Source organism: Pseudarthrobacter cremeus (genome assembly GCF_051857465.1).
Taxonomy (GTDB): Bacteria; Actinomycetota; Actinomycetes; order Actinomycetales; family Micrococcaceae; genus Arthrobacter.
The window spans coordinates 26,626-49,838 of record NZ_JBPZHC010000007.1 but is presented as its reverse complement, the minus strand read 5'-3'; the positions used below and the strand labels follow the sequence as shown (position 1 = coordinate 49,838).

Below are 23,213 nucleotides of genomic sequence, written 5' to 3'. Positions count from 1 at the left end.
GCGTTCGCCGATAAGCAGGACACGGCCAAAAAATGGCAGAATGTAAGCAGTATTCATCCTGAGGAGATTCACATGAGCAAAGCACCTGCGTCCGTAACCAAGTCAGGCACCAGGACCGTTGCCCCCGGCGCCGTTGACCACAGCCAGGAACTCGGCCACGGCAACAGCCCCGCCGCCTGGACCTGCGTGATCGTGATGCTGGTCGGTGCCCTCATTGCTGCCATCGCTTTCGTGATCGCCAGCACTCCGATCTTTATTGCCGGCGCGGCAGTGATGGTCCTCGGGCTGATCGCCGGATTTGTCATGCGCAAGGCGGGCTACGGCGTCGAGGGCAGCAAGCTGAAGAACTCCGGCCACTGATGGCAACTGTTCTCGATGACATCAATGCTGGTGTCAAGGAGGATATGGAGGCCCGGAAACGCCTCGTTTCGCTTGCAGAACTGAAGGACGCAGCCGCAGCCGCGGAGCCTGCCCGCGACGCCTGGGCGGCCCTCGGCGGCACCGCGGCGCAGCGTGACCAGTTGAAGGTGATTGCCGAGATCAAGCGGCGCAGCCCGTCCAAGGGTGACCTCGCCAGCATCGTGGATCCGGCATCGCTCGCCGAACAGTACGCCGGCGGCGGCGCAGCGGTCATCAGTGTGCTCACCGAACAGCGGCGCTTCAACGGCTCCCTGGCAGACCTGGACGCCGTCCGCGCCCGCGTCGATGTGCCGCTGCTGCGCAAGGATTTCACGCTCGATGAGTACCAGATCTGGGAAGCCCGTGCCCACGGTGCGGACCTCATCCTGCTGATCGTGGCGTCGTTGTCCGATGCCCAGCTCAAGGATTTCAGCTCGCTCAGCCGTGAACTCGGCATGAACGTGCTCGTCGAGACGCATACGGAAGAGGAAATCGAGCGGGCGGTGGCCGCTGAGGCGCGGATCATCGGCGTCAACGTGCGCAACCTGAAGACGCTCGACGTCGACCGTTCCGTCTTTGCCTCCCTCGCCGGCCTGATTCCTGCCGAAGCGCTGGTCATTGCCGAGTCCGGCGTGCGCGGCGTGGACGACGTCACCCACTACGCAGCGAACGGCGCGAACGCGATCCTGGTGGGCGAAGCCCTGGTGAGCCATTCGACTCCCCGGGAGCGGATCGCCGAGTTCACCGCCGCCGGCGCTGCCGCCATCGCCGCACGGGCCTGAGGCCCCAACCTGCCGGCGCCGGCGCCGGCAGCACAACACTTCGGAACGATCAACTGGAACAGGACGGTGAGACTGATGGTTGACGCTGCACCCTCAGAGAACGCTGAGAACAACACGGCCGAGGCATTTCTGCAGGGGGGTTCGCTGAAGCACGCCCCGGGGCCCTACTTCGGCACCTACGGCGGACGCTGGATGCCCGAATCGCTCATCGCTGCCCTGGATGAGCTTGAGGACACCTTCGAAAAGGCCAAGGCCGACCCCGAATTCGTTGCCCAGATCGCGGACCTGAACAAGAACTACTCGGGCCGCCCGTCGTTGCTTACCGAAGCCAAGCGGTTCGCCGAGCACGCCGGGGGAGTGCGCGTCTTCCTCAAGCGCGAGGACCTCAACCACACCGGATCGCACAAGATCAACAACGTCATCGGCCAGGCACTGCTGGCCAAGCGCATGGGCAAGACCCGCATCATCGCCGAGACCGGGGCCGGGCAGCATGGTGTTGCCAGCGCCACCGCGGCCGCCCTCCTGGGGCTCGAGTGCGTGGTGTACATGGGCGCCGAGGACTGCCGCCGCCAGGCCCTGAACGTGGCCCGGATGGAACTGCTGGGCGCCACGGTGATCCCGGTGACCAGCGGATCCCAGACCCTCAAGGACGCCATCAACGAGGCCCTGCGCGACTGGGTGGCCAACGTCGGCAACACCCATTACCTGCTGGGAACTGCCGCCGGAGCCCACCCGTTCCCGGCCATGGTCCGTTATTTCCATGAGATCATCGGCGAGGAGACCCGCGCCCAGATCCTGGAGCAGGCAGGCAGGCTCCCGGATGCCGTCTGCGCGTGCATCGGCGGCGGGTCCAACGCCATCGGCATCTTCCACGGATTCCTCGATGATCCTTCCGTCAAGATCTACGGCTTCGAAGCCGGCGGCGACGGCGTCGACACCGGCCGCCACGCCGCCACCATCACCCTCGGCAAGCCGGGGGTCCTCCACGGGGCGCGTTCCTACCTCATGCAGGACGACGACGGCCAGACCATCGAGTCCCACTCCATCTCCGCCGGGCTGGACTACCCCGGCGTCGGCCCGGAGCACGCCTACCTGGCCGACATCGGACGGGTCAGCTACGAGCCCATCACGGACAGCGAAGCCATGGAGGCGTTCAGGCTGCTGTGCCGCACCGAAGGCATCATCCCCGCCATCGAATCGGCCCACGCCCTCGCCGGTGCCATCAAGGTGGGGCAGCGCATGGCCGCCGAAGCCGGCGGCCAGGCGGCGGAGAAGATCATCATCGTCAACCTGTCCGGCCGCGGCGACAAGGACGTGGCCCAGGCCGCGGAATGGTTCGACCTGCTGGACAAGGATTCACCGGAAGCCGAAATCGGCAAAGAGGGAGAGCAGCTGTGAGCACCGCGCCAACGGCCAGCAAATCGGCAGCCGCAATTGACAAGGCCCGCGCCGAAGGCCGCGCCGCCCTGATCGGCTACCTCCCCGCCGGCTACCCGGACGTCGAGCAGACCATCGCCGCCGGCATCGCCCTCGCCGAAAACGGGGCCGACCTGATTGAAATCGGCATCCCGTACTCCGATCCCGTGATGGACGGCCAGGTCATCCAGGCCGCCACCACCGAGGCACTTGCCAACGGCTTCCACGTACGCCAGGTGTTCGACGTCGTCGCCGGTATCACCAGCAAGACCGACGCCGCGGTCCTGGTCATGACCTACTGGAACCCTGTGGTCCGGATGGGCGTGGACGAGTTCTCGCGCCGGCTGGCCGAGGCCGGGGGAGCCGGGCTGATCACTCCGGACCTCATCCCGGATGAAGCTTCCGAATGGTTTGAAGCCTCGGACAAGTACGGACTGGACCGGGTGTTCCTCGTGGCACCGTCCTCCACGCCTGAACGCATGAAGCGCACCGTTGAAGCGAGCCGCGGCTTTGTCTACGCCGTCTCCATCATGGGCGTCACCGGTGCCCGCACCTCGGTCAGCAGTGCTGCCAAGGACGTGGTTGCCGCGGCCCACCACGCGGGAGCCGAGCGCGTGTGCGTCGGACTCGGTGTTTCCACTGCGGACCAGGTCCGGGAAATCGGGGCCTACGCCGAAGGCGTGATCGTGGGAACCGCGCTGGTTGCTGCCATCCGCGACGGCGGAGTCCAGGCAGTTGCCGACCTCACCCGGGAGCTCAGCACCGGACTCGTCAGGGAAGAAGCCTAGAACCCATGCAGACCCTCATGCAGGCTGCCGCCATGGTGCCCGCCAGCATCCCCAGCCCGGACTGGTCCGGCTTCGACATCCCGCTGCCATGGGGGACACTGCGCATCCACGCCTACGCCCTCTGCATCCTTGCCGGCATCATGGTTGGCCTGTGGCTGACCTCCGTCCGGTGGGCCCGCCGCGGTGCCCCCGAAGGCAGCGTCTGGGACATCGTCATCTGGGCCATCCCGTTCGGCATCATCGGCGGCCGCCTCTACCACGTGGTGTCCTCCCCGGACGCCTACTTTGGCCCCGGCTTCGACGGGACGGGAGACCTCTCGCTCATCCCGCAGATCCAGCGCGGCGGCCTGGGTATCTGGGGTGCCGTAGTCCTGGGTGTCCTGGGCGCCTGGATCGGCTGCCGCCGGTCCGGGGTAAAGCTCACAGCCTTCCTGGATGCCGCGGCACCGGGCCTCCTGCTGGCCCAGGCCGTTGGCCGCTGGGGCAACTATTTCAACCAGGAACTCTTCGGCGGGCCCACCACCCTGCCGTGGGGGCTTCAGATCGATGCTGACAACCCCAACTTCCCTGCCGGCACACCGGCGGATACCCTGTTCCACCCCACGTTCCTTTACGAGTCGCTCTGGAACGTCGTGGGTGTGCTGATCCTGCTCGCGCTGGACCGGCGATTCCACTTCAGGCGCGCACGGCTCTTCTGGCTCTACGCCATGTACTACACCCTGGGCCGGGTGTGGATCGAGGCCATGCGGATTGACGAGGCTGAACAGATCAGCCTCTTCGGCATCACCACCAGGCTCAACGTCTGGACCAGCGTCTTCGTCTTTGTGGTTGCCCTCATCGCCTTCGTCCTGCTGGGAATGAAGGGGCGCCCCGTACCGGACACGCCTTACCTGGCCGGGCACGAGCCGGCGGAAGACCGCGTCCTGGAGACAGGGGATGACCGTGAGGCAACCGTCCGCGATACGGACCCTGTTGTCTCAGATAGTGAATCGCGTGATAATCTCCCTGATAGCAAAAACGGTTCCCGGGACCCTTCCGCCCCAACGGAAGTGGAAGCGGCATTAAGGAACGGCAAGCAGCCCGTTCCGGAGTCGCCGGTAGCCGGAAGTTCCGGTCACAAGGCAACGGAATCCGCGCCGGAGGCTGGCACGAGCAAGTAGTACGCCAGTACGGCAGGGCAGCAGAGTTACCGCTCGCAGCGCCCAGAGACCACAGCGTCGTGGCAACGGGGCCCAACCGGCCAGCAGAGACAAAGCTGTCCGGTCAAGCCCGGGCCGGAGGCCTGCGTAACTGTTAGTTCAGCAGGCCAGGCTGGCCTACAATTTCCTGTAAATAACACTTTGTTGTGCCATCACATCAGGCGCCGACGAGTGGGGCCAACGGTGTCCCTTCCATACGCTCTATCTCGAGGAAGGACGTCTTCAATGACCCATCTTCATAGCCCACGTTGGTCCGAAAAAATAGGATCAGACGGCCCCGTTTCTCCGTTCAAGCGCTTCGCCGCGCTTCCGGAGGCACGGGGTCTGTACAACCCGGACAATGAAAAGGATGCCTGCGGCCTGGCGATCATCGCCACGCTCCGCGGCGAACCCGGCTACGACATCGTCGACGCCGCGCTGACCGCCCTGCGCAACCTTGAGCACCGCGGCGCCGTGGGCGCCGACGAGGGAACCGGCGACGGCGCCGGGCTCCTGATGCAGATCCCGGACGAGTTCTTCCGGGCGGTCACGGAATTCGAACTTCCGGCGCCCGGCCAGTATGTGGCCGGCACCGCCTTCCTGCCCGCTGAAAAGCGCGAGGCCGACGCTGCCAAGGCCGGCATCGAAGGGCTCGCCGCCGATGAGGGCCTCACCGTGCTCGGCTGGCGCGAAGTGCCGATCGTCGCCGACCTCGTGGGCGCCATGGCGCGTGCCTGCATGCCGTATTTCTCCCAGCCCTTCCTGGCCTCGGCCACCGGCGAGGAACTGGACCGCAACGAGCTGGACTCGCGTGCCTGGCGGATCCGCAAGCGAGCGCAGAACAAGTTCGGTGTGTACTTCCCGTCGCTGTCCTCCCGCACCATCGTCTACAAGGGCATGCTCACCACAGCGCAGCTCGAGCCGTTCTACCCGGACCTTTCGGACAAGCGGTTCAAGACCAAGCTGGCCATTGTCCACTCGCGCTTCTCCACCAACACTTTCCCGTCCTGGCCGCTTGCCCAGCCGTTCCGCACCATCGCCCACAACGGTGAAATCAACACGGTCAAGGGCAACCGCAACTGGATGCGGGCCCGCCAGTCACAGCTGGCCAACCCGCTGCTGGGTGATTCCCCGGAGGAGCTGTACCCGATCTGCACCCCGGGTGCCTCGGACTCCGCTTCCTTCGACGAGGTTGCCGAACTGCTGTGGCTCTCCGGCCGCCCCATCACGCACTCGATCATGATGATGATCCCCGAGGCCTGGGAAAACCACGCCACCATGGATCCTGCCCGGCGTGCGTTCTATGAGTACCACTCGCTGCTGATGGAACCGTGGGACGGCCCCGCGGCAGTCTCCTTCACCGACGGCAACCTTGTAGGCGCCACCCTGGACCGCAACGGCCTCCGGCCCGGCCGCTACTGGATCACTGAAGACGGCCTGATCGTTTTTGCCTCCGAGGTCGGCGTGATCGACGTCGAGCCTTCCAAGGTGGTCAAGAAGGGCCGTGTGTCGCCCGGCAAGATGTTCCTGGTGGACACCGACTCCGGCCGCATCATCGACGACGAAGAGGTCAAGGCCGAGGTGGCCGCGGCGAACCCGTGGGCCGAATGGGTCAAGGACAACCTGATCGACCTCAAGAGCCTCCCCGAGCGCGAGCACGTGGTCCACACCGCCGCCTCCGTGAACATCCGCCAGCGGACCTTCGGCTATACCACCGAAGAGCTCAAGATCCTGCTCGGACCCATGGCACGCACCGGCGCGGAACCGCTCGGCGCGATGGGCTCGGACACCCCGGTGGCTGTGCTTTCGAAGCGCCCGCGCCTGCTGTTCGACTACTTCGTGCAGTCCTTCGCGCAGGTCACCAACCCGCCCCTGGACGCCATCCGTGAAGAACTGGTGACGTCGCTGACGTGTGCCATCGGGCCGAACGGCAACCTCCTGGACACCAAGCAGGTCCGCCAGCCCCAGGTCCAGTTGCCCTTCCCCGTGATCAACAACGACCAGCTCGCCAAGATCGCCAACATTGAGAACGCCGACGGCGACCGTGTGGCCATGAAGGTCCGCGGACTCTACCGCCCCGAAGGCGGCGAGAACGCGCTGCGTGCCCGCCTCACCGAAATCTGCGAACAGGTTTCCGGCGCCATCAACCGCGGCGTGCAGTACGTGGTCCTGTCCGACCGTGACTCGAACGCCCAGTGGGCGCCCATCCCGTCGCTGCTCCTTGTCAGCGCCGTGCACCACCACCTGCTCCGCAGCGCCAACCGCACCAAGACCGCCCTGGTGGTCGAGGCCGGCGACGTCCGCGAGACGCACCACGTTGCGGTACTGATCGGCTACGGCGCGTCCGCTGTCAACCCGTACCTGGCCATGGAATCCGTGGAACAGCTCATCAGCAGCGGGGACGTCGTCGGCGTGACCGCGCAGGATGGCGTGTACAACCTGATCAAGGGCCTTGGCAAGGGTGTCCTGAAGATCATGTCCAAGATGGGCATCTCCACGGTGGCTTCCTACACCGGCGCCCAGACGTTCGAAGCCCTCGGCCTCGGACAGGAGCTGGTGGACGAGTTCTTTGCCGGAACGCACTCCCAGCTCGGCGGCGTCGGCCTTGACGTCATCGCTGCCGAAGTTTCCGCCCGCCACCAGATGGCCTATCCGGAGGGCGGCATCGAGCTGCCGCACCGCCCGCTTCTTGGCGGCGGCGAGTACCAGTGGCGCCGCGACGGTGAGCCGCACCTCTTCAACCCTGAGACGGTCTTCCGGCTGCAGCATGCCACGCGTGAGCGCCGCTATGACATTTTCAAGGCCTACACCAAGGGCGTGGACGACCAGTCCGAGAACCTGATGACCCTGCGCGGGCTGCTTAAGTTCAAGAGCGGCAACCGCCCGCCGGTGCCGCTTGAGGAAGTGGAGCCCGTCTCCAGCGTGGTCAAGCGTTTCTCCACGGGTGCCATGAGCTACGGCTCCATCTCCCAGGAAGCGCACGAGACCCTGGCGATCGCCATGAATCAGCTGGGCGGCAAGTCGAACACCGGTGAAGGCGGCGAGGACGTGGACCGCCTGCTGGACCCGAGGCGCCGCTCTGCCGTCAAGCAGATCGCGTCCGGCCGTTTCGGCGTCACCAGCCTCTACCTGAGCAACGCCGATGACATCCAGATCAAGATGGCGCAGGGTGCCAAGCCCGGCGAAGGCGGCCAGCTGATGGCGCAGAAGGTCTACCCCTGGGTGGCCCGGACCCGTCACTCGACGCCCGGCGTCGGACTCATCTCCCCGCCGCCGCACCACGACATCTACTCGATCGAGGACCTCGCGCAGCTCATCTACGATGCGAAGCGCGCCAACCCCTCGGCCCGCGTGCACGTCAAGCTCGTCTCCGAGGTGGGCATTGGCACGGTTGCCGCCGGTGTGACGAAGGCGAAGGCCGACGTCGTACTGGTCTCCGGCCACGACGGCGGAACCGGCGCCTCGCCGCTGAACTCGCTCAAGCACGCCGGCGTGCCGTGGGAGCTGGGGCTTGCGGAGACGCAGCAGACCCTTATGCTCAACGGCCTGCGCGACCGCGTGGTGGTCCAGGTTGACGGCCAGCTCAAGACCGGCCGCGACGTCGTTATCGCTGCGCTGCTGGGCGGCGAGGAATTCGGCTTCGCCACCGCACCGCTGGTGGTGGAAGGCTGCATCATGATGCGGGTCTGCCACCTGGACACCTGCCCCGTGGGTGTGGCGACGCAGAACCCCGAACTGCGGGCCCGCTTCACCGGCAAGCCCGAGTTCGTGGTCAACTTCTTCGAATTCCTGGCCGAGGAAGTCCGCGAGATCCTTGCGGAGCTTGGTTTCCGGAGCATCGAAGAGGCAATCGGCCACGCCGAGGTCCTCGATGCCCGCGAAGCCATCAACCACTGGAAGGCCGAGGGCCTGGACCTCGACCCGATCCTGCACGGTCTCGAATTCGATGATGACGCGCCGCTGCGCAACATGACCGGACAGAACCACGAACTGGACAAGCACTTCGACCAGCGCCTGATCACCATGGCCACCGAAGCGCTGACCGACCGCAGCCCGGTGAAGATCGCCGTCGACGTGATCAACACCGACCGCTCCGTGGGCACCATGCTCGGCCACGTGGTGACCAAGACGTTCAGCACGGACGTACTGGCGCCGGACACCATCGATATCACCCTGACCGGCACGGCAGGCCAGTCGCTCGGGGCGTTCCTGCCGGCCGGCATCACGCTGCGCCTGCTCGGTGACTCCAACGACTACGTGGGCAAGGGCCTCTCCGGCGGACGCATCATTGTCCGCCCGGACCGCACCAACGTCTTCAAGGCGGAGAACAACGTGATCGCCGGCAACGTGATCGGCTACGGTGCCACCAGCGGCGAGATGTTCCTGCGCGGGCAGGTGGGCGAACGCTTCCTGGTCCGCAACTCCGGTGCCACCGCCGTCGTCGAAGGCATCGGCGACCACGGCTGCGAGTACATGACCGGCGGGCAGACGCTCATCATCGGCCGCACCGGCCGCAACTTCGGTGCCGGCATGTCCGGCGGTACGGCGTACGTGCTGGACCTCGAGACCACCCGGGTCAACAAGGACGCCCTGCAGTCCGGTGAACTCCAGCTCCGCGAGCTCGACGCCGAGGACCGTGACATCGTGCACGGCCTCCTGGTCAAGCACGGCGAGGAAACAGAGTCCCTGCTCGCCGCCCGGTTGTTGGAGAACTTCGACGACACCGCCGCCCGCATTACCAAAGTGCTGCCGCGTGACTACGCTGCAGTCCAGCAAACCCGTCTTGACGCCATCGAAGAGGGTCTTGACCCTGACGGCGAAGAAGTATGGGCTCGAATCCTGGAGGTAACCGGTGGCTGATCCACGCGGATTTCTCAAAGTACGCCAGCGTGAAACCCAGCCGCGACGTCCCGTTCCGGTCCGCATCATGGACTGGAAGGAAGTTTACGAGGCCCAGGAAAAGGGTGTCCTGAAGGCACAGGCCGGCCGCTGCATGGACTGCGGCGTGCCGTTCTGCCACCAGGGCTGCCCGCTGGGCAACCTGATCCCCGAGTGGAACGACCTCACCTGGCGGGACAAGGGCGAGGAAGCGATTGAGCGGCTGCACGCCACCAACAACTTCCCGGAGTTCACCGGCCGGCTTTGCCCGGCACCCTGCGAGGCGTCCTGTGTGCTGGGGATCAACCAGCCCGCGGTGACCATCAAGCAGGTTGAGGTCTCCATCATCGACGAAGCGTGGGACAACGGCTGGGTTGAGCCGCTGCCTCCCACGCGCCTGACGGGCAAGACCGTTGCCGTCGTCGGCTCCGGCCCTGCCGGGCTAGCCGTGGCGCAGCAGCTGACACGGGTTGGCCACACCGTGGCCGTGTACGAGCGCGACGACAAGATCGGCGGGCTTCTCCGGTACGGCATCCCTGACTTCAAGATGGAGAAGGAGCAGGTTGACCGCCGCGTCGAGCAGATGAAGGCTGAAGGCACCCGGTTCCGCACCGGCGTTGCCGTGGGCACTGACGTGACCTGGGAACAGCTGCGCCGCCGCTATGACGCCGTGGTGATTGCCACCGGCGCCACGGTCCCGCGTGACCTGCCCATTCCGGGCCGCGACCTCGAAGGCGTGCACTTCGCCATGGACTACCTCGTACCCGCAAACCGTGTGGTGGCGGGGGAGACCGTGGAGAACCAGATCAACGCCAAGGGCAAGCATGTAGTCATCCTCGGCGGCGGCGACACCGGTGCCGACTGCCTCGGCACGGCGCACCGCCACGGGGCAGCCTCGGTGACGACCCTCGCGATCGGCAAGCAGCCGCCGTCCGAACGTGCCGGGCACCAGCCCTGGCCCACATTCCCCACGCTCTTCGAAATGGCCAGCGCCCACGAGGAAGGCGGCGAACGCACCTACCTCGCCTCCACGGTGGAATACGTGGGGGAGAACGGCAAGCTCACCGGCGTGAAGGTTGCCGAGACGGAATTCGTCGACGGCAAGCGTCTGCCCAAGGCGGGCACGGAGCGGATCATTCCCGCCGATCTCGTGTTCCTGTCCCTGGGCTTCACCGGACCGGAACCGGCTGGCATCAACGAACAGGTCAAGGCCGACTTCGATGGGCGCGGCAACGTGGCACGGGACGGCTACTACATGACCAACACCGAGGGCATCTTCGTAGCCGGTGACGCCGGCCGCGGCCAGTCGCTCATTGTGTGGGCCATCGCCGAAGGCCGCGCCGCAGCCGCCGCGGTGGACAAGTTCCTCATGGGCAGCACCATCCTGCCGGCCCCGGTTGCACCCACGGACCGCGCCATCGCCGTGCTCTGAGGCGGCGTTCCCACGCTCCGGCGTTCGCCGCAGGTTCATCTCCACAACAACTTAACCAATGCAGCAAACTACTAGGGTAGGTATATGAGACGCGCTAAGATTGTGGCCACTTTCGGCCCGGCAATTGCCAGCTTCGACAACACGCTTGCGGTGTTGGAAGCGGGTGTGGATGTGGCCCGGATGAACATGAGCCACGGCGATTACTCCGTGCATGACAACACGTATGAGAATGTCCGCAAGGCGGCGGCCCAGCTGAGCAAGCCCGTGGCGATCATGGCTGACCTGCAGGGTCCCAAGATCCGCCTGGGCCGCTTTGTGGATGGCCCCCACGTACTCGCCGAAGGCGACACGTTCACCATCACCACCGACGACGTCCCGGGCACCAAGGACATCTGCTCCACCACGCTGAAGAGCCTCACCCAGGACGTCAACGTGGGCGATGCCCTGCTGATCGACGACGGCAAGGTGGCGCTGCGTGCCATCGAGGTGGACGACGTCAAGGTTGTCGCCGTCGTGACTGTGGGCGGTTCGGTGTCCAACAACAAGGGCATCAACCTTCCCGGCGTTGCCGTGAACGTCCCCGCGCTGAGCGAGAAGGATGAGGACGATCTCCGCTGGGCCATCCGCCGCGGTGTGGACATGGTTGCCCTCTCGTTCGTCCGCGATGCGACGGACATCAGCCGCGTGCACGAGATCATGGACGAAGAAGGCCGCCGCGTGCCGGTCATCGCCAAGATCGAGAAGCCGCAGGCCGTGGAGCAGCTCCACGAGATCATCGACGCGTTCGACGCGATCATGGTGGCCCGTGGCGACCTCGGCGTGGAGCTTCCCCTGGAGGAAGTGCCGATCGTGCAGAAGCGCGCCATTGAACTGGCACGCCGCTGGGCCAAGCCGGTCATCGTGGCAACCCAGGTGCTCGAATCCATGATCGACAACCCGCGCCCCACCCGCGCCGAGGCCTCGGACTGCGCCAACGCTGTGCTGGATGGAGCCGACGCCGTCATGCTGTCCGGCGAGACCAGCGTGGGCAAGTACCCGATCGAGACCGTCAAGGTCATGGCCCGGATCATCGAATCCACTGAGGTCCACGGCCTGGAGCGCGTCCCCCCGCTGGGCACCAAGCCCAAGACCCGCGGTGGCGCCATCACCCGTGCCGCCGTCGAAATCGCCGACCAGCTGGAAGCAAAGTACATCTGTACCTTCACCCAGTCCGGCGACTCCGCACGCCGGCTCTCACGCCTGCGCCCCATCAAGCCGGTGTTTGCGTTCACTCCGGTGGAGCACGTGTGGAACCAGCTTGCCCTGACTTGGGGCATCCAGCCGGTGCTGGTTCCCATGGTGGGCCACACCGATGAGATGACCGCACAGGTTGACCGCAGCCTCCTCGAACTGGACCTGGTGGAAGACGGTGACCTGGTGATCATTGCTGCCGGTTCCCCTCCAGGAAAAGCCGGTTCCACCAACTCGCTAAAGGCGCACAGGGTAGGCGACCTCGCCGACTCCTCACGCATGGGCGAAGAAGGCGGAGCACCCAAGGAAAAGCTCGGCCCGTGGCCGGAAAAGAAGAAGAAGTCCTAGCTTCTTAGGCTTCCGCACAAAAGGGAGGATCCCCGCCGATTGGCGGGGATCCTCCTTTTTGCTTTGTTGCTTTGGGCCGGCTGTTAGTTGACCTGGTTGATGATGGTCTCGGCGACCTCGCGCATGCTCAGGCGGCGGTCCATGGAGGTCTTCTGGATCCAGCGGAAGGCTTCCGGTTCCGTCAGGCCCATCTTGGTGGTCAGCAGGCTCTTCGCGCGCTCCACGAGCTTGCGGGTGGCGAACTGCTCCTGCAGGTCTGACACTTCGCTTTCGAGGGCCTTGATTTCCTCGTGGCGGGAGAGTGCGATCTCCAGTGCCGGGATGAGGTCCGCGGGGGTGAAGGGCTTGACGACGTAGGCCATGGCGCCGGCGTCGCGGGCCCGCTCCACCAGTTCCTTCTGGCTGAAAGCGGTCAGCAGCACAACTGGGGCGATGCGGGCCTTGACGATCTTCTCAGCGGCGGTGATGCCGTCCATGACGGGCATCTTCACGTCCATCAGGACCAGGTCCGGCTTCAGCTCCTCAGCCAACTGCACGGCCTTCTCGCCGTTGTCAGCCTCGCCCACAACCTCGTAGCCTTCGCCGCGCAGGATTTCGATGATGTCGAGGCGGATGAGGGTTTCATCCTCGGCCACAATGACGCGGCGCGCCGGTTGGGACGTGGGGTTTGACTCCGTCTGTTCAGTCACGGGATCTCCTTGGAAAGGTACGGCAGGAACATCACCATCTTAGGTGCGCCCGCGGCCGTACTTTGATCTGCATGGGTTGGTTGCGGCGTCGGCGGCGCGATTCTGGGATTCAGCCTATCTGCATGTAGAGTAATTCCGCGTACGTGAAGTGATCGCGTTGCTCACAATCAGCTGTGGGCGTACCCTGTTGCTCCATGTATTCCGCGCCCGAGTGGCGGAATTGGCAGACGCGCCGCACTCAAAATGCGGTATCGAAAGGTGTGTGGGTTCGAGTCCCACCTCGGGCACAGTGTTACCGCAGGTCAACTCCCTGTGGGACGATCAGGTGTGTACAAAAGCGCCAAAAGTGTGTACACGAGCGTAACGTTTTTCTATGGCCAGCATCGCTACACGCACCAAAAAGGACGGTTCCAAGTCCTACATGGTGCGTTGGCGGGATCCGAAATCTCGATCCAACCAGGGGCTCACCGTTGCCACGCTCGTTGAGGCTGAGACGCTCAAACGGCTGCTGGACGCCAATGGCCAGTCCTTCGAAATCGCGCAGCATGCCATCCTGTCGAACGAGAAACGCACGCCCACTGTGGCCGAAGTCATCCAGGAACACATCGACCTGCTGATCCGGCCGTCGAGCGGAACCACAAAGACCTATCAGACGATGCTGGACCTGCACATCCGGAACGTAATTGGCCATGTCCCGGTGGACAAGTTGGATTACCGGCTGATCGCGCACTGGGTGAAGTCGATGATGGCCAGGGGCAAGGCGCCGAAGACCATCCATAACGTTCATGGCCTGATTTCGGCGGCCATGAATACGGCGGAGATGCTCGGCTACGTCACGCGGAACCCCTGCCGTGGGGTTCAGCTACCGGGCATTGAGAAGGCCGAGGACGAGGCGATGTTCCTCACCCATGCGGAGTTCAGCCTGATCATGGAGGGGATGGGGGAGCGGTACAAGGCCTTCACCAACTTCCTGGTCATGACCGGTACGCGCTTCGGGGAGGCCACTGCGCTGACTGTGGCGGACGTTGATCTTCTGTCCAAGCCGCCAACTGCCCGAATCAATAAGGCCTGGAAGCGGGACGGGCAGAACCAGTTCTATATCGGCGCGACGAAGACAGGCGCCGGCAAGCGAACCATAGGGTTGAACCCTGCGCTTGTGGAATTGCTGATCCCGTTGGTGGCGAGCAGGCCCGGGAAGGAACTTGTGTTCACGACGCCGAAAGGCGAGCGCATCATCCACAAGCTCTACTGGCACCATTACTGGGTACCTGCCGTCCGCACCGCCCAGGCAATCGGCCTGACCAAAAATCCCCGCATCCACGACCTCCGCCACACCCACGCGTCCTGGCTGATCCAGGACGGTGTGCCCTTATTCACCATCTCACGCAGGCTCGGGCATGCCTCTACCAGGACTACAGAGCAGGTGTACGGGCACTTGATGCCCGAGGCGCTTCAGGCTGGTGCTGACGCGACTGAGCGGTCGATAACGGCTTTCCTGCGGTGACGGTCATACTACTTCAGCATGGCGGAAGTATGTGCCCGGGCTGGCTTGACTGACGCACAGCGCCGGTCATGTCGGTTGGTCTCCATGCGGCCATGAAAGTGGAAAGTAACGCCTTCCTTTTGGAGATCCAGTGGAGATCGAATTCTTTGAACCCGCCGAAGCTGCCGCGCTCATGCGCTGCACAGAGTCATGGCTCCGCGACGGCGCCACAAGTGGACGCTTCCCCCATGCATGCTGGGGAAAGGGGAAGATCATTTTCACTTCCGAGCACATTCTGGAAATCGCAAAGTTGAGTGAGATCCTCCCTGACAGCACTGGGTCCCCGTTCTCCGGCAGCGGGCCCGTGATGAAGGAAAGGCTCATCGGTACCCGCTCGAAAGTCAGACTTGCTACGGCGCGTTAAGTAAGTGGACATTTCCCGTGAGGGCCATGGTTTGAACAGTTGAGGCAACCAGTGGCATCCGAAGCGGAGTTCGCAGAGTGCTAAAGGTGCGGAGGTGTGGCAGGCACCACGGACTCGGTTACCCGTGGCAGATGGTGGTCGAAACTAGCGTGGAACAACGCCCTATAACCAGAAGGACCATGAAGACCACCTGTTCTCTCGCCAAAGTCCTAACCGCTTTCACCGCAATGATGCTGGCTGGGTCCTTAGTAGGTTGTGACGCCGCAGCCAACGCTTTCGAAATCATGGAGGCTGCTCCAGGCGTCGCCGCCGAGGCGCCGTCCCCTGGCGGTGACGCCGCCAACGCCGCCAACGCCCTTGTACAACTGGAGAGCCTTCCGGTGAAGGGGCGTGCTCCGAAGACCGGCTACAACCGCGATGAGTTTGGACCGGCCTGGGCTGACGTTGACCGCAACGGCTGCGACACCCGCAATGACATTCTCGCCCGCGAGATGACCGATGAGACGTTCAAGCCCGGCACCAACAACTGTGTGGTCATGACAGGAACCCTGGCCGATAAGTACACCGGCACTACGATTACCTTCACGCGCGGCCAGGACACGAGCTCCGACGTTCAGATCGACCACATCGTCGCGCTCAGCGACGCCTGGCAGAAGGGCGCACAGCAACTCAGCGACGACCAGCGCAAGGAACTCGCCAACGACCCCTTGAACCTCATGGCTACCGATGGCCCCACCAATAGTGCCAAGGGTGACAAGGATGCAGCTACTTGGCTTCCGCCGAACAAAGCTTTTCGATGCGAGTACGTGGGCCGCCAAGTTGCCGTCAAAGCTCAGTACGCCCTTTGGGTCACCCAAGCCGAGCATGATGCCATGACAGGGATACTTTCGAGCTGCAAATAGATCACGGCGTCCGTACGTCGTTGACGGGTGAACCGGCCGAATTGTTGTACCTACGTTGGGTGAAACGGGTCCGGCAGAAGCAGCTTGTCCTTTCTGTACGCCTCAAAGACCTACTGGCATCTCCAGGCCGCGTCCTCCTATCCATCTGTTCCCAAACTTGGGCAGCCCACCGGCACGCAATCTCAGGCAGCCGAAGAGTGCCTGGCCGCGAAATCCACCGTTTACCCACCTAATGGGGCTATAGGCCAGACAGGCGCGCCCGAATATGCTTCCCCCATGGGGGGTTAGTAATTTTCATGGTCATCGTCTTCATTCTCATGTTCTGCGCGGCCGGCTGGATTGGGTTTGCGCTTTTCTTGACCGGTGAGAAAAGTAAGAAGAAAGCCTAGGCAAACGCGCCTGAGATCTTAGACAAAGCATTCGTCGGGGAGGACGTTGTATTCAAGACCAACGATGCCTCGCCTAAGTACGAGACAGTGATTCTCGACGCCAAGGCCCGCGGGTACGGGTTGGCCAACGAAACGAGAGACACTGCCAGCGGTTCCTCCAAGACGCTGGTCTTCGAGAAGATCTGACCGTATGCAGGAGTGTGCTTGTCGGTTTTTCCATGCTGCCCGAAATACAAGTAAACGATTCAGTTCCTAGGTGGCAGTAGGAGAGCGCGGCGGCACCTTTGACAAGCTAATCCCTTCGAAGACACGCGCTGCTGGTACCGCGACACGCCGACACGGAAAAATTGTTTTGAGCTGATTTTCTGGACACCCTTCGGGGAAATATAGGGAAAGCTGCTCGGCCCTCTCAATGTCCGTTTGGCGCACAGAATGTTCCATATGGAGTCCGACGAGTCCATATAGAACATTTGGATCTATACAGGGCACGTCGTTCCCAGCCAGGCTTTCCCTAATGTTGACGAGATCCCCCAGGGATTGGGGCCGCTTGGCCCCGTTTTCCAGAATGACCATACGGGTCTCGTCGTACTGGACAGTTAGCCTTTTAACGTAAGCGGCAGGGCCCCCCCGAGTCGGCAAACTTTTAGGGGCCCTGCCATTAGGAAACGATCAGCGCGTGCTGTTAGGTTCCGTGCCTAATGCTACCCATCCCTGGCACCGAACGCACTCAGCCGTGCGGGAAGTCTGTGCAAATGGCGAAGCGAAACAGCCCACACCGGCCCTGTCAATGCCGTCACTGCAGGTCCGCCGTGCCAAGGATTCTTCATCCCTGGGCGGCGCCGGCGGCGGCCGTCATCATCGAGCTTGTCAAGGCGCTGATGAGGGCCTAGACAAAAAGGTGCCTCTGCGGGCCTCCCTGCCGCGGAGGGGCCCCTTTCCGGGCTCGCCTGCTTCCCGCTAACAGCGCGTTCTCAGTCCACCTCTCGGTGGCACCAGGACGGCAAGGGCCCCCCGCTTGGGCATCTCTTCCGAACTCCAGTGCATCCACCGCTTACCCACCGAAATCCGGCGCAACCACTGTCATGATGGACCAATGAGTGCATCCATCAAGGTTCCCTACGCAGAATCCCGGACCGGGGAGTGGGAGGGAGTTCGGAAGGTATACAAGCCGTCGGTGCCCGGGCCTGACGTTCTCCGGGCCTTGCATTGGTCCCGTCATGCTCTTGGTGAGGCGTATGGCCGCTGCGCCGGCAACCAAAATGATGCACAAAAAACTTGGACGGCAGCCGTTGAAGGTGTCTGGTGGGCACTCGCCTTAGACGAAGAGCTCAAGGGGCAGATGCCAGTGATTTACCCGGAGGCGCGAGCTCAGGACCCGTACGGCCAGACAGTGAGTGGGTTTCGGTGGCTGCGTAACCGTCACGCCCACGAGATTCTCGTGACTGGGCAGGGAGGCCCGAAGAAGGACTTTTTCGCTAAACCCGGCGATGACTACATGTTTTTCATCAGTCCTTCGAACCGCTGGAAGAGACGTGATGATATAGCACCTCGCCGGGAGAAGATCGACGAAACAGCCCAAGAGCGTTACGACAGCTACGTAGCTGGGTGGCCCTTGGATATGACACTAACCAGGGCTTGTACCTGGTTCGACAGGGTATTCAGTGCGTGTGGTTATCCGCCCGTTGACGGGATGGTCGACAAGACGGTCCTCTAAGCGATGGCATAGGTGAGGCCCCGTGGCATTGGGGGGTAGCCACGGAGCCTCTTGACGGCCCGCCCAGATGGGGGAAAATGGGCAGCCGCCTCAACATAGTTACTGACCGGTCAAGTTCCGTGCAAATCAAACGTTCCCGGAGCTCAGCCGACAGGGATGCCAGCGTGCAGGTGGCATTCCAGTGACCGTTCTATCCCATGCAACTCGTCGAAGAAGACAACCTCACCGACAGTTGACATTTCCTCCACCATGGCCTTGTCCCAGGTTTGTTCGACTCCGATCAAAACTGCGATTCGAGATTCCTGCGGTGCCTCGGCAAAGCTGAACAAGTGGAAACAGCGTTCGATCTGGTCCTCACGCTGCTGCTTATTGGTGCCACCAATTGCTTGGACAATTGTCGGACCAGAACCCGGCCGATCAATTGCTGCGGTGACCTGTCTTTTTCGTCCAGACGTCAGGCTGACTTCTGGTGCCTATCAGCTCTGGACATGTCCAGAGCGGGGGCGTTCAATTGAAGCTGGGGCGCTTGGCGCCACCGGTGGCTCTACCAACGGCAGTCACCTTGCTGTCCGCTGCAAGGAGGGGGCGGTATGGACCAGCAAAAATCGCAAGACCAGGGGCCACTTCAGGTTGCGGCCGAGGCATTCCTGTCACTGAGGCTACCGAGCCACCTGACACTGGAGAGGCTCATCGTAATCGTGGCCGCCCGACGTCGGCGTCGAATCGAGATCGAAGCCACAACGATCCTTAACGGCACGTCAGTCTGCGGTCTCTGGTTATCCACGGATACCCGGGAAATCATTCTGCACGCCGTCACCGGCTCGGCGCTCCATAGGCAGCAGTTCATCCTTCATGAACTTGGGCATATGATCCTGCGCCACGATGAGTTGGGAATTTCCTCCGACTATGCAGCAAGCCTCTTCCCGAATCTTGACGGAGAGATGGTGTCACGAGCTTTGGCACGGAGCAGTTTCGTCGACGACCTGGAGGCCGCAGCTGAGACTCTCGCAGATCTTCTGGCCGGCGCCATCCGCGACAGCACCCTGGAGCCTAGATCATTTGAACAGGTCTTCGGGTGATCCAGGCAGTCACGGCTGCGGTCATCTGGGGCCTCGTTCTGTGCTTGCTGCCCGGGGCGCGCACGAGGAAAGACCACACCATCCTCGTTGCCGCCGTTGCGATTGCAACCGCGCTCTCCCTGAATGTCGATCCGATTTATCTCGCCGGTGATCAAGCCCTCGGCGGCCACAACCTCCTGGATCTTTTCGCGAATCTTTTGATGGTCGTCGGAATCTACTTCCTTTCCCAGGCGATCCTCCGGGCCGCAGAGCTTAACGATGCACCTGTGCGCAAAGACCGTCGCGGCCTCCTCATTTTGGGTCTGATCTCCGTGGGGCTGGTCCTTGCATTCCTCCGCATTGAAGCACCGGCGTCCTCAACCCAATTCATGTTGGATTACGGGGACCAGCCTGCTGCCGCCCTCTATTCCGCGATCCAGTTTGTTTACATCGGGGTGGTCGTCGGCGTCACCGGATATGTGTGCTTCAGATTCCGACGGCGAATGGCCGCTTCCTACTTTCGTGTCGCCTTCACCCTCATCGGCATAGGCTGCTTCCTGGCTCTCGTCGTAGTGTTCTCAGTCTTGGGAATGGACCTAGCCCATCTTCTCGGAGACCAGTCGACCATGCAGCAGTTGGCGGCTGTCTACGACACCAGTTTTGTCGGGGCGATGTTGTTTCTGTGTGCCGGACTGGCCCTGCCGCCAGCAGCGCGCCGGATCGTTCAACGAACGCAACAGAGGACTCAAGCTGGCTTACTCGACGACCTCACATCGACTTGGGAAAAAGCGACAGCTACCCGCAAGGATGTACGCCTGGCGACGCCATCTGTTGTCAGCGAGCGCGGAGACCCAGACACGCGGAGGCTTCATCGGATGCTCGTCGAGATCGAGGATGCTCTCCTGATGGATCCCGCTGCTGCTAAGTTGCTGGATGAAGCTGATTTTCAAACATTGACTCGAACAGAGCATTACCTCGCTTCCCGTAGGGACACGCAGGGTGGTCGGTTGGGCATGGCGCGATGGGGGAGGGGGAAGAACCCAAGTGGCAGATGATGCCGTAGAACCCGCGGAGTCGCCGCAGGCCAGGCTAGCTCGCAAGATCAATCTCCTACTGGATTTGTATGAGTCCCGAGGAACAGGCCCCTTGTCCTACAGGGAAGTCAGCGAAGCAATGTCTCAGCATGGGACGCCGTTGTCGCGGTCAAGGTGGGCCTACATGCGAAGCGGTGATAGCTCCCTGGCTATGGACCAGGATCTGCTGCAGAACCTCGCGGCATTCTTCGGCGTGGACCGCCGATACCTTCTGGATGACTCAACAGAGATACCCGAACTAGTGGATGCCCAGCTCAACCTCCTTAGGTCGATGCGTGAAGCTCGCGTCAAGAATTTCGCAGCAAGGCAACTGCAGGAACTGTCTCCCGAGACGCTGGCCCGGCTGAGGGAGGTCATCGACAAGCATGTCAGGAGCGAAGATGAAGACTCCTAGAATGCTGGGCCCTCTCACCGTTGCAGCCATATGCGCATCCTCAGCGACGTTCCTCGGCGCCGCCTACTTTGCGCGCCGGGTGGTGGTGCCGAGCACTTCACGTCGGGAGGATCTTCCCATCAGGCAAGTCTTCTCCGGCGAGGATGCATCCCTAAGGATCGAACTGCCAGCGACCCTATTGACGAGAGCGCCAGGCCGATACAGCTTGTGGTTCGGCAACGGGAAGGGCCACGCCTGCATAGGGGCTGTAATAGCCGAGGACGCCAGCGGGGGAACAGTGACTCGGCTCGTGGAGCGAGTCGACTCCGGTGACCTGCACGCTGCTACCGCCGGCATCTGGAGCGGGTATGCGTACTCCAAACCAGAGCAACTGGGCCTGCCCTTTGAGGACGTAGAGATTCAGGTCGACGGCGGCATGGCGCCTGCATGGAAATTCACGCCCACCGCCGCCGGTCCGGTGTCGTCGACATGGGCCATCCACGCGCATGGAATGGGTGGAAAACGGGCCGGCGCCCTTCGCGGTGTTCCTGTTGCGAGAAGACTCGGCATCACATCGCTGGTCGTGTCGTTCCGGAACGACGGCGAAGCGCCGCCGTCGAACGATTTTCGGTACTCCTTGGGGCAGGGTGAGTGGTTGGATGTGGAAGCGGCCATCAACTACGCCGTGGACCATGGCGCTGAGCGGCTCTTATTGTTTGGATGGTCCCTGGGCGGTTCCATGGCCCTGCGTGCAGCAAATCTCTCAGCCCACTCTGATCGGATCATCGGCCTGGTGCTCGTGGCTCCCGTCCTGGATTGGGCCGAGACTCTGACGTCTAACGGGAGTGCCAGTGGATTGCCCAAAGCTATCGCCAGGGCTGGGCTGAGCTTGTTGGGTTCGAATGCGGGCCGCTGGGTCACGGGTCTCAAACAATCCATTGACCTCTCCGCGTTGGACTGGGTTACCCGCGCTGGTGACCTCACGACGCCGACCCTCATATTGCATGGGATCGACGACAAATCGACGCCAGTCGCAGTCTCTGAACGATTCGCCGAACTACGACCCGACCTCGTTCAGTTGGTTCGCTTCGATGTTCCTGGGCATTCACTCGAGTGGAACGGGGATACCGAGAAGTGGGAGTCGTCCGTTACGCGCTTCCTGAAGTCGCTGCCCGCTGACTGAAACGTGGCCGCAAGGTCCGCAAGTTCCCTTTCGACCCTATCCGGCTGCGCTTGATATGTTCCCGTACCGACGATGACTACGCCTGCCTCGCAGAGAAGACTGAGATGTTTGCGGACAGAGGAAGCAGAAATGGTGAGGGCTGCAGCGACCTCACGGCAGGTCGCCGGGCCATGGGTGATCAAATAGCGAATGAGGCGGCTTCGCGTCCGGTTCATCAAGATGTTCGCCATGGAGACCACAATCAGGTGACGAGGGAATCTCTTGTGGCCCGCTGTAGACGGGTCTACAGCAAAACGATACGCTCATCCACATACGGATGGAAGGACGAGGCCTCGCTTATTGCATGTGGGGTTGGCCAAGGCAATACTGGGCACAATTGGTGACTCGCTGACGATAGTCATGTCTGGTCTGGGAGGTGAAGCGTGTCTGGAGACGAAGAAGGTCTCAAAGGCGCGGAACTGCCTCCCCAAGCCGAACTTGCACGCCGCCTAAACCTGCTGCTCGACGTCGTCGTTGCAGAGCGAGGACAACCCGTCACGTTCCGCGAAGTCCAGCAAAAGTTGGCGGAGAAGGGCATCAAGCTTTCCAGAGCCCGCTGGTTCTACATGAAAGACGGCACAGGCAGGCTGGTGAGCGACCCGGCGCTACTGGGCGCCTTGTGCGACATCTTCAATGTGGATCCGGCTTATCTGCTGGGCAGCGACGCCTCAGATCTGCCCGAGCGCATCGATTCCCAGCTTGAGTTTGTGAAATCTCTCCGCGCTGCGAGGGTGAAGACGTTCGCGGCTCGGACCCTTGGTGACGTGTCGCCCGAGACGCTTCGGGCGATCACAGAGTACTTGAATAAGGACATCAGCCGTCGGCCAGAAGGGGAGAGGGCCGAGGCCAGTCCGCAGTTGAACGCGGATGAGGCGCCGGAGCGCGCAGACTAAACGTTGGGCTCATTTTTCCAACTCGCTGCGGCTACTTTTCCAGCAAGTACCTAAGGTGAGCGTCGAGCAGTTCCTTGATCCGGACAGGGTTCGCCGAATACCGCGGTGACCGTCCGTGTCTACGTCCAGGCTCGACGTCGACCATCACCACGCCTGCCTCTTCGAGCGCCGCCAGGTGCTTTGCCACGCTGGGATCGCCCGCGCTGACAGCAGCGACGATATCCCCCCGCGTCGCCGGCCCACTAGAACTGAGGAACCGAAGAATCTCGTTTCGCGCCCGGTTGCCGAAAGTTGCGACGGCAGCCTCGACGTCGGCCGACCAGGCGGCGTCGTGAGGCTGCGTAATTCTCGGCATAAGGTCATTCTTCCCGAAGGCATCCCAAAAAGTAAGAACAGCACTCTTGACGATACTTTAATTATCTTCGACAATAATTCCTATAGCTTCTTCTGGTCGTTGTTGGATCTCCGCATCCACTAACTGGGGTGGCCGTTTGCGCGACTCTGCGAACTACTCGATCTGA

Annotated in this window: 20 protein-coding genes and 1 tRNA gene; 18 read left to right on the top strand and 3 right to left on the bottom strand. The window is 62.7% G+C overall.

The features are described 5' to 3' along the window. The first annotated feature begins 72 nt into the window (after nucleotides 1–72). The 8 genes from ACS5PJ_RS13875 (at nucleotide 73) to pyk (ending at nucleotide 12,451) form a co-directional block, all read left to right on the top strand. The gene (locus tag ACS5PJ_RS13875; RefSeq protein WP_439435461.1) at nucleotides 73–360 is read left to right on the top strand and encodes an HGxxPAAW family protein; all 288 of its coding nucleotides are present in this window, start codon (nucleotides 73–75) and stop codon (nucleotides 358–360) included. Beyond that, complete coding sequence (trpC, locus tag ACS5PJ_RS13870; RefSeq protein ID WP_439435460.1) at nucleotides 360–1,181, top strand: indole-3-glycerol phosphate synthase TrpC; 822 nt, start codon at nucleotides 360–362, stop codon at nucleotides 1,179–1,181. The genes ACS5PJ_RS13875 and trpC overlap by 1 nt, the downstream gene beginning before the upstream one ends. A gap of 75 nt (nucleotides 1,182–1,256) precedes the next feature. Then, complete coding sequence (trpB, locus tag ACS5PJ_RS13865) at nucleotides 1,257–2,579, top strand: tryptophan synthase subunit beta (RefSeq protein ID WP_439435459.1); 1,323 nt, start codon at nucleotides 1,257–1,259, stop codon at nucleotides 2,577–2,579. Continuing rightward, nucleotides 2,576–3,385, top strand: a complete 810-nt coding sequence (gene trpA, locus ACS5PJ_RS13860; RefSeq protein WP_439435458.1) for a tryptophan synthase subunit alpha — start codon at nucleotides 2,576–2,578, stop codon at nucleotides 3,383–3,385. Before trpB ends, trpA begins: the two co-directional genes overlap by 4 nt. 5 nt (nucleotides 3,386–3,390) lie before the next feature. Next, entirely contained in the window at nucleotides 3,391–4,545 is a 1,155-nt protein-coding gene (gene lgt / locus ACS5PJ_RS13855; RefSeq protein WP_439435457.1) for a prolipoprotein diacylglyceryl transferase, read from the top strand. Between the two features lie 264 nt (nucleotides 4,546–4,809). Beyond that, nucleotides 4,810–9,423 (top strand): glutamate synthase large subunit, encoded by a 4,614-nt coding sequence (gene gltB, locus ACS5PJ_RS13850; RefSeq protein ID WP_439435456.1) that lies wholly within the window; start codon nucleotides 4,810–4,812, stop codon nucleotides 9,421–9,423. Next, nucleotides 9,416–10,873 (top strand): glutamate synthase subunit beta, encoded by a 1,458-nt coding sequence (locus ACS5PJ_RS13845; RefSeq protein WP_354147513.1) that lies wholly within the window; start codon nucleotides 9,416–9,418, stop codon nucleotides 10,871–10,873. Before gltB ends, ACS5PJ_RS13845 begins: the two co-directional genes overlap by 8 nt. A gap of 84 nt (nucleotides 10,874–10,957) precedes the next feature. Next, the gene (gene pyk / locus ACS5PJ_RS13840; protein ID WP_439435455.1) at nucleotides 10,958–12,451 is read left to right on the top strand and encodes a pyruvate kinase; all 1,494 of its coding nucleotides are present in this window, start codon (nucleotides 10,958–10,960) and stop codon (nucleotides 12,449–12,451) included. Nucleotides 12,452–12,534: 83 nt separating this feature from the next. On the opposite strand, the gene ACS5PJ_RS13835 is transcribed toward pyk, so the two are convergent. Then, nucleotides 12,535–13,140: an ANTAR domain-containing response regulator gene (locus ACS5PJ_RS13835; RefSeq protein ID WP_108600906.1), complete on the bottom strand. Its 606-nt coding sequence runs from the start codon at nucleotides 13,138–13,140 to the stop codon at nucleotides 12,535–12,537. A 205-nt stretch (nucleotides 13,141–13,345) separates the two neighbouring features. Between ACS5PJ_RS13835 and ACS5PJ_RS13830 the strand changes: the two genes are divergently transcribed. From ACS5PJ_RS13830 to ACS5PJ_RS13790, 9 genes are all read left to right on the top strand, one after another. Continuing rightward, nucleotides 13,346–13,427, top strand: a tRNA-Leu gene (locus tag ACS5PJ_RS13830). Nucleotides 13,428–13,513: 86 nt separating this feature from the next. Further along, nucleotides 13,514–14,644 (top strand): tyrosine-type recombinase/integrase, encoded by a 1,131-nt coding sequence (locus ACS5PJ_RS13825; RefSeq protein ID WP_439435454.1) that lies wholly within the window; start codon nucleotides 13,514–13,516, stop codon nucleotides 14,642–14,644. A 130-nt stretch (nucleotides 14,645–14,774) separates the two neighbouring features. Then, a complete protein-coding gene (locus ACS5PJ_RS13820; RefSeq protein WP_439435453.1) occupies nucleotides 14,775–15,047 on the top strand; it encodes a hypothetical protein in 273 nt (90 codons plus the stop codon). A 179-nt stretch (nucleotides 15,048–15,226) separates the two neighbouring features. After that, entirely contained in the window at nucleotides 15,227–15,949 is a 723-nt protein-coding gene (locus ACS5PJ_RS13815; protein ID WP_439435452.1) for an HNH endonuclease family protein, read from the top strand. Between the two features lie 1,482 nt (nucleotides 15,950–17,431). Continuing rightward, a complete protein-coding gene (locus ACS5PJ_RS13810) occupies nucleotides 17,432–18,052 on the top strand; it encodes a hypothetical protein (RefSeq protein ID WP_439435451.1) in 621 nt (206 codons plus the stop codon). A gap of 590 nt (nucleotides 18,053–18,642) precedes the next feature. After that, nucleotides 18,643–19,131, top strand: coding sequence for a hypothetical protein (locus ACS5PJ_RS13805; RefSeq protein WP_439435450.1), 489 nt, complete (start codon nucleotides 18,643–18,645; stop codon nucleotides 19,129–19,131). Then, nucleotides 19,128–20,165, top strand: coding sequence for a hypothetical protein (locus ACS5PJ_RS13800; protein ID WP_439435449.1), 1,038 nt, complete (start codon nucleotides 19,128–19,130; stop codon nucleotides 20,163–20,165). Before ACS5PJ_RS13805 ends, ACS5PJ_RS13800 begins: the two co-directional genes overlap by 4 nt. Nucleotides 20,166–20,328: 163 nt before the next feature. Then, on the top strand, nucleotides 20,329–20,598 hold the full coding sequence (locus ACS5PJ_RS13795) for a hypothetical protein (RefSeq protein WP_439435448.1): 270 nt from the start codon (nucleotides 20,329–20,331) through the stop codon (nucleotides 20,596–20,598). Beyond that, the gene (locus tag ACS5PJ_RS13790; RefSeq protein WP_500690906.1) at nucleotides 20,570–21,760 is read left to right on the top strand and encodes an alpha/beta hydrolase family protein; all 1,191 of its coding nucleotides are present in this window, start codon (nucleotides 20,570–20,572) and stop codon (nucleotides 21,758–21,760) included. Before ACS5PJ_RS13795 ends, ACS5PJ_RS13790 begins: the two co-directional genes overlap by 29 nt. Here the strand turns inward: ACS5PJ_RS13790 and ACS5PJ_RS13785 are convergent. Beyond that, nucleotides 21,652–21,975, bottom strand: a complete 324-nt coding sequence (locus ACS5PJ_RS13785) for a helix-turn-helix domain-containing protein (RefSeq protein ID WP_439435645.1) — start codon at nucleotides 21,973–21,975, stop codon at nucleotides 21,652–21,654. The genes ACS5PJ_RS13790 and ACS5PJ_RS13785 overlap by 109 nt on opposite strands. Nucleotides 21,976–22,182: 207 nt before the next feature. Between ACS5PJ_RS13785 and ACS5PJ_RS13780 the strand changes: the two genes are divergently transcribed. Beyond that, complete coding sequence (locus ACS5PJ_RS13780; RefSeq protein WP_439435446.1) at nucleotides 22,183–22,692, top strand: hypothetical protein; 510 nt, start codon at nucleotides 22,183–22,185, stop codon at nucleotides 22,690–22,692. 31 nt (nucleotides 22,693–22,723) lie between these two features. Here the strand turns inward: ACS5PJ_RS13780 and ACS5PJ_RS13775 are convergent, their stop codons facing one another. Next, nucleotides 22,724–23,047: an ArsR/SmtB family transcription factor gene (locus ACS5PJ_RS13775; protein WP_439435445.1), complete on the bottom strand. Its 324-nt coding sequence runs from the start codon at nucleotides 23,045–23,047 to the stop codon at nucleotides 22,724–22,726. Nucleotides 23,048–23,213: the final 166 nt, after the last annotated feature.